This is a genomic window from Winogradskyella poriferorum, from assembly GCF_050618035.1.
Taxonomy (GTDB): Bacteria; Bacteroidota; Bacteroidia; order Flavobacteriales; family Flavobacteriaceae; genus Winogradskyella; species Winogradskyella poriferorum_A.
Genome location: NZ_JBODPY010000002.1, coordinates 550,381 through 558,459 on the forward strand (window position 1 = coordinate 550,381; position 8,079 = coordinate 558,459).

Consider the following 8,079-nt stretch of genomic DNA (forward strand, 5'->3'; position numbering starts at 1 on the left):
TTATTTTATTAGATTTTCAGGCTAAAACATCCCATAAATGGTAATTAACATAGGCTGGTTAAACAATTTCACTAGAAACAGTTTCGTAATATACGCTCTTAATAATACCATCGGAAAGTCCAATTTTAGGCACATAAATATGTTTAGCACCGCTCCATTTCATGGCTGATAAGTAAATACGAGTTGCTGGAATAATAACATCTGCCCTATCTTGATTTAAATTCAACTCTGTTATCCGCTCCTCGTAAGAATAGCTTTGAAGCATTTTATAATACGACGTTAAATAGAAGTAAGTCAATGGTTTCCCTAGATCTTTACGAGAAATTTTAAATATTTTATTGATATTCCCACCAGATCCTATCAATTCGATTTTATCATAATCTTTTGTAGTTTCTTTTATCCAATGTTCGAGGGCAGTCCATGTTTCTTTACTTACAATATCATTTAAAAGCCTTACTGTACCGATTTTAAAAGATCGAGATTGGATTTTCTTACCGTTGTGAATTATTGAAAATTCTGTACTTCCTCCACCAACATCCGCATATAGATACGTTTTGTTAGGATCTATAAACGTGTGTAAGTCTGTAGCCGCAATAATGGCGGCCTCCTCGTCACCATCAATAATGTCGATACTTATACCACATGCTTCAACAATACGTTCTGTTAGTTTTAAACTATTACTCGCTTCTCGCATGGCAGAGGTCGCACATGCCTTGTATCTTACAACACCGTGAGATTTTATTAATAAACTAAAAGCTGTCATAGTATCAATCATTCGCTGTTGGTTATATTCTGAAATTTCACCATTAAGGAAAACATCAGCACCTAAACGAATGGGAACACGCACAAGAGAATTCTTCTTAAAAACAACAGGTTTACCTGGTTGCTCAATAATATTAGATATTAATAAACGTACAGCATTAGAACCAATATCAATAGCTGCATATTTCTGAATCTTCAGCATTTTATCCCTCTAATTTGTTTAAGTAATACTTGTAAGTATCGAATTGAGCTCTAATTTTTTCGTTCGTGTTACGTTTATAAGTATTGTCTTGGCCCTCATTAATTATTCTTGCCTTAACATTATCATTCCAACATATTTCGAATAGTTCAAGAAGTTCTTTTTTAATGTCCTCATCATAAATTGGACACGTCACTTCTACACGAGTATGAATATTTCTAGTCATCCAATCGGCTGAGGAAATAAACACTTTAGGATTATCATTATTTGCAAATACAAATAATCTAGTATGCTCTAAAAATTTATCTATAATACTAACAACCTCAATGTTTTCGCTCATATTTTCAACTCCTGGAACAAGACAACATAAGCCACGTACAATCATTTTTATTTTTACACCTGCTCGACTTGCTTCATAGAGTTTATCGATTATATCGTAATTAGATATACTATTCATTTTAAGCTTTATGTACGCCGTTTTACCTTCTTTTGCATTTTGAATTTCCTCATTTATTAATGCAAATAGTCGAGATTGAGTGTAATGTGGTGATGTAATTATATGCTTATATCTATTAACCTTATAGTTAACTTCAAAAAAACCAAAAACCTTATTGACGTCCTTGAGAATCTTAGAATTTGCAGTTAAGAGGGTAAAATCAGTATAAACCTTAGCTGTAGACTCATTGAAATTACCAGTACTAATGAATCCGTAACGCTTAAGTTTATTATTTTCCTCGCGTTCAACCACGCACATTTTACAATGCACTTTTAGACCTGTTACACCAAACAACATCTTTACGCCTGCGTCTTGCATTTGTTCTGCGTAGTTGATATTTGCTTCCTCATCAAATCTTGCTCTCAACTCTATTGAAACAGTTACCTCTTTACCATTTTTTGCGGCATTGATTAGCGAACTTGCAACATGTGAAATTTGAGCAAGCCTATAAATCGTAATCTTAATCGTTTTAACACTTGGATCTAAAGCAGACTCCCTCAAAAACTTTACGATATATGAAAAAGTATGATAAGGTGTATAAACCAAATAATCTTTCTCAGCAATTGTTTTGAAAATACTAGTTTGTAAACTTAGACCTTTAACTGGTAATGGTTTTATTTTATCATAAAGGAGATCTGACCTTCCTAAACTTGGGAAACCCATATAGTCTCGTCTATTATGATAACGCCCTCCTGGAATAATACTATCATTAGAATCAATTTCCATAATATTCAATAGAAAATCGAGCGTATGCCTATCTATTTCTTTATCATAAACAAACCTTACAGGTTCACCACTTTGTCTATCCTTTACACTACGTGACAGCTTTTGGATAAAACTCTTACTTAAATCACTATCAAAATCGAGCTCACCATCTCTGGTGATTTTGATCATGTGTGCCGATATACTTTCGTAGGAAAAAATATTAAATATGTCATCAAGGCAATATCTTAATATATCATCTACCATTATAATATAATCAGAACCATTTTTCTTTGGTAGCACAATAAAACGGTCCATTGCCTTTGAGATTTCAATCAAGGCAAATTTATCTTTACTATCCTTAATGGACATTCTTACCATGAGATAGGCCGCACTATCCTTTAATTCTGGTAATGCAATATCCTCACTCAGCATTATTACTACCAAAGCAGGACTCAACTCCTGAAAGTAATAATTCTTTATAAACTCATGTTGATCGTCCTCAATATCTGATTCATTTATAATATGAATATTCTGAGTTTCTAGCTCTTTATAAATAGAGTTTAGAATCTCAAGACTTTCACTTTGTTGATTAATAACAACTCCAGTAATTTGCTCGAGTAATTCCTCTGCTTTTATACCACCTAACTCGCTCTTTCCACCTTTACCAGCTTCAAAAATTCGTTTTACAGTTGCATATCGTACCTTAAAAAACTCATCTAAATTATTTGAGAAGATTCCTAAAAAACGTAGTCGTTCGATGAGAGGAACAGTTACATCTGCAGCTTCTTGTAATACTCTTGCATTAAACTGTAACCAACTTAATTCACGGTTTATATATCTATTTTTATGTTTGACCATTATCTTAAATCCTTGGGGAAAATTATCAATTCAGTTTGTCCATGTTCTATATGACTCCAATCATTGGTATCAAAATTAATTTTTACCAATCCACTTGTGGGTAAATTTTCGATATAGCGGTCACCAAAGATATTAGAAATTGATGTGAATGCATGATTATGACCAAATATCATTACTGAATCGAGGCTTTTATCTAAGTTTTGTAAAAATTTGATAACATTTGTACCGTTGAAATCATATAAATCATCGATAATCGACACGTCTAAATCATCTTTTTCTGATATATTCACGAAAATTTTACATGTTTCTATAGCTCTTTTGGCAGGACTTGTAAAAATTTTAACAGGAAAATTTTCACGCTCTAAAAATTTATTAGCCACAAGATGTGCATCTTTTAAACCTCTGGTTTTCAAAGGCCTTTCTTTATCTCCAACAGGTAATTCCCACGAAGATTTGGCATGTCTAACTAAAAAAAGTGTCTTCATATTACTCGATTAAATGCAATTTTTTTCGATAAAATGTTGTATATGTCCGTTTTAACGATTATTTTGCCGCTTTAACTCTAATGTTTGTTAAAACCAACTGTAATAGGTTGATTTGCTTGTAAAATTAATGTAAATGACCCCAAATCAAAAACATATTAATCCATCCGTGAGCGCATTTGCATTAACAATACTTCCCTCAGTATTTCTAGTTAAACAAAAACAAATGACACAAAGAGGATAAGGTGAGATTGCCATGCGCAGTTTTATCGAATCTTTATTGTGACATATGACATTAGAAGTTATTATGTATATTATGAGAAACAAGTACAATTGTGTTTCAATACCTAGTAATTCGATAAAGCATTTGATTGTAATGCTTTTTCTTGCTATTCCATTATTTGGAATGGCTCAGGTTGTTGGACAACAGGAACCTTCCATTAGAACTGGTGTTACCTTTCAATGGTCCGATGTTCAAGATGTTAACAATAATGGTGATATTGACGGAACAGAAAATAATCGAGCCGCTACTATAGAATCTATTACCATTGATGGTGCAATTTTTAATACGTTCGTTGTCCCTTCTGGATATCAGCTGACGCGATTAGGGCCAGGAGGTCATAATCGTAATGCAATAAGATTGCATAACCAAAATGCTGTACCTCCTTTTACAGCAGGTGCATTTACCGGCGAATTAGTTAATACAAGTGCAACAGCCACTCTAGATATTAATGATAGTACTACTTGGGATGATGCAGCACTTGCCTCATTCCAATCTAGAAATTTGAATTTTTTCTTTGAATCAAGTGGAAACGGAGATAATGTATGTTTAGTTTTTGATGAGGTAAATGGTACAAATGGTGAGGATGAAACTGATGCACAACTACAGACTTTATATTATGATCCGCCAATCCCATCAAATGCTGGAGGCGTAATTGCAGTTACCGAACGAGGGGGAAACAATTGTTTTTATGTAAGATTTATAGGAACACTACCTGGTGAAACAACTGAAACCACCCTCGGTGATACTTTTATCAGGACTGATGGAAATTTAACTGGTGGTGATGGACCTAATGAACCATCAGCCAATTCTGACTATTGGGAATCTGATAGAGAAATTGCTAATGGTCAATCGATAGCGATTGCATTGTATGAACTGAATAATATTGCGCCCACAGGATCAATGATCAGTAGAATAGAATTTGTTTCCGCAACCAATGATGATGGTGACGGAAAATTTTTCATTTTACAGAAGTATGCTGTTGATCAACAAGAATTTGAATGTCAGGATGGTACATTTTCTGGTGATTTACATACTGGTAATAACGTACCTCTAGGATCTACCTATTCAATAGTGACACCTCCTAGCCCAGCAGGCCAGTCATTTACTTTCAACACTGATGGTACTTACACTTATGTTCCTTCACCTGAGTTTACTGGAGATGTAACTTTTGAATATGAAGTTTGTTTACCGGCTCCAAATACCTCAGTATGTGACACTGCAAATGTTACAATTGAATATAGGGACTATCCTGATGATCCAGCTTTCGCGATAAGTTGTGATTCTGGTCCAGATGATTTTATTCTTGAGGTAACAAGTCCTTTAGATTCTAATTATGAATACTCAATAGATGGAGGTTCTACATACCAAGATTCTCCTAATTTTAATAATATTCCAGCTGGAACTTATAACCTAGTTATTAGAGATAAACTGGCTGGTTGTACAACACCATATAGCGGTAATGCAATTGTATTATCTGCCGTTAGTGCTACAGGGACAGTAACCGACGTACTTTGTTTTGATGAAGAAACTGGCGCTATTGATATTACAGTTTCTGGTGGAAGTGGTTCTTATACGTATTCTTGGAGTAATGGTGCAGTTACTGAAGATTTAAGTAACGTTGGAAATGGTACCTACACGGTAACTATAACAGATACTAATGGATGTTTTATAGAAGAGAGTTTTACAGTAAACCAACCATCAACAGCACTAACCACTTCAATAGTTGGAACTGATTTGCTTTGTTTTGGTGATAATTCTGGAGCTATTGACCTATCAGTTTCTGGTGGTGTAGCGCCATACACTTATTCTTGGAGTAATGGTTCAAGTGACGAAGACCTCTCGAGCTTAGCTGCTGGAACATATAACGTTACAGTAACTGATGCTAATGGTTGTATAGCCAATGACTCCGTAACTCTAACAGAACCTGCGGAAGTATCATGCCAAATAAATGTATCCGATTGTCCAACAAGCGTTGATACGGTTTGTAGCGAGGAAGACGGAGGTACGCCTGTTGTTTGGACACCGCCTTCATTTACGTACCAATGTTGTACTTCGGTTCCTGGAGATGATTATTCCTTTAATATGGAATTTGATTTGCCAGAATCGGCTTTCGGAGCTGGTTGTTGGGAATTTAATTATGCGCAAAGAACTGGAGCAGATAATTTAAGAATTTTCCAATCATCTGGATCTGTTGGTACGAGATATGAAGATTCTTACCTTATTACACCATCACAGTACATAGACACGTCTGCTGGTGTAGATTTTAATATTGAATTAATAGATGTTACAGCTACAGTTAACTGGACTCTTGAATTCTTAAATCCAGATACAAATGCAGTTATTTATTCAGATTCTGTTACTGGCATTACAACGGATGGTTCTTACACTATAATTGTCCCAAATACTGTTGCTAGTGACATATATAAAGTAAAATTCAATTTTGATAGTCCAAATGCCAATGGCGGTGATAAAATAGAAATCGATAGAATCTATTATAATGCAACGATTGTTGATGCAGGTTGTACTGGAGGTATAAACTTTACAGTAACATCTAATTATAATCCTGGTGATGATTTCCCTGATGGTGATACGACAGTTATATATACTGCCACTTATATCGGAACTAATGGTGAAGTTGAACAATTGACTTGTAGTTTTGATGTTACAGTTATTAACACAAGTATCTCAGAAGATACTGCTAGCCATGAAGATGTAAGCTGTAATGGACTTAGTGATGGTTCATTGACTGTTGTGGGTAGTTCTGGTGAAGAACCATATTCATACAGTTTAGATAATATAGACTTTAGTAATACTAGCGGTGTTTTTGAAAATCTTTCAGCTGGTACTTACACGGTTTATATTAAGGATGCGAATGATTGTTCAGATTCTATTCAAATTATAATTTCAGAACCTGCTATTTTAGATTCTTCAATTTCTAGTACAACTGATGTACTGTGCTTTGGAGAAGCTACAGGCGCAATTGATTTAGAAGTTTCTGGAGGTACGGCACCGTACACCTACTCATGGAATAATGGAAGTTCAGATGAAGATCTAACGAATTTGACTGCAGGAGATTACACTGTAACCATTACGGACGCAAATGGTTGTATTACTAATAACCAAGTAACAATTAATGAACCATCATCTGGATTAACTGGAAATATTAATACTGTAGTAAATGCAGAATGTTTTGGCGAAGCTACTGGTAGTATTGATGCCTCTGCATCAGGTGGAACAAGTCCATATCAATATTCTATTGACAATGGTACAACGAATCAATCCTCAGGCTTATTTGAAAACTTATCAGCAGATAATTATAATATTCTTATTACAGATGCAAATGGATGTTCAATAATTGTAAGTACGACAGTCGATAATGACGACACGGAAGACCCGCAAATTTCAGTTCCTAGTACAATAACATTTGAAGGATGTGACACAAGCGATATAAATAATACAAATGCAGTATTTGAATTTAACGATTCAGGATCAGCTGATGTACAAAATGTATTTGCTTCAAATGCCGATTATAACGCAAGTGATGATTTCAATATTCAAAGCATTACCTATATTGATACTGTTACATCAACAAACAATTGTCCATTAATCGTTTTAAGAACTTTTACGATCACAGATAATTGTGGTAACGCTGTTAATGCCACTCAAACTATTACTGTTGAAGACACTTCTGATCCTACAATCGATACAGCGGCTAGTGATAGTACTGTAGAATGTGATGGTTCTGGTAATACTACTGCTCTTAACGCTTGGTTAGCCTCTAATGGTGGTGCCGTAGCTTCAGACAACTGTGGCGGTGTAACATGGACCAATGACTTTACAGCACTTAGCGATGACTGTGGAGCAACTGGATCTGCGACTGTTACCTTTACAGCAACTGATGCTTGTGGAAATACCGCTTCAACATCAGCAACCTTTACTATTGAAGATACTACCGCTCCAACTATTACTGCTCCCGCAGATGTAACTATTGAGTGTACAGATAATCCAGACGATACAAGTTTAACAGGAACGCCTAGCGGTTTAGCCGACTCTTGTAGTGGATTTAATGTTGGTTATACCGATGCAGTAGCTGCTGGAAGTTGTGCCAATGAGTCTGTAATTACTCGTTCTTGGACAGCTACCGATGAGTGTGGAAATGCTACAACAGTTATTCAAACTATAACTGTTGAAGACAAAACTAATCCTACAATCGATACAGTTGCTAGTGATAGTACTGTTGAATGTGATGGTTCTGGTAATACTACTGCTCTTAACGCTTGGTTAGCCTCTAATG

General features: G+C 35.1%; 4 protein-coding genes. 1 reads left to right on the forward strand and 3 read right to left on the reverse strand.

The annotated features are described in order from the left end of the window. Positions 1-58: 58 nt before the first annotated feature. The 3 genes from ACRHOC_RS07370 to ACRHOC_RS07380 are packed head-to-tail and all read right to left on the reverse strand — an operon-like array spanning position 59 to position 3,505. On the reverse strand, positions 59-964 hold the full coding sequence (locus tag ACRHOC_RS07370; protein ID WP_431157948.1) for a Ppx/GppA phosphatase family protein: 906 nt from the start codon (positions 962-964) through the stop codon (positions 59-61). 1 nt (position 965) lies between these two features. Next, a complete protein-coding gene (gene ppk1, locus ACRHOC_RS07375) occupies positions 966-3,020 on the reverse strand; it encodes a polyphosphate kinase 1 (RefSeq protein WP_431157949.1) in 2,055 nt (684 codons plus the stop codon). Beyond that, on the reverse strand, positions 3,020-3,505 hold the full coding sequence (locus tag ACRHOC_RS07380; protein ID WP_431157950.1) for a SixA phosphatase family protein: 486 nt from the start codon (positions 3,503-3,505) through the stop codon (positions 3,020-3,022). The genes ppk1 and ACRHOC_RS07380 overlap by 1 nt, the downstream gene beginning before the upstream one ends. A gap of 313 nt (positions 3,506-3,818) precedes the next feature. Between ACRHOC_RS07380 and ACRHOC_RS07385 the strand changes: the two genes are divergently transcribed. Further along, on the forward strand, positions 3,819-8,079 hold a 4,261-nt coding region (locus ACRHOC_RS07385), incomplete at its 3' end, for an Ig-like domain-containing protein (RefSeq protein ID WP_431157951.1).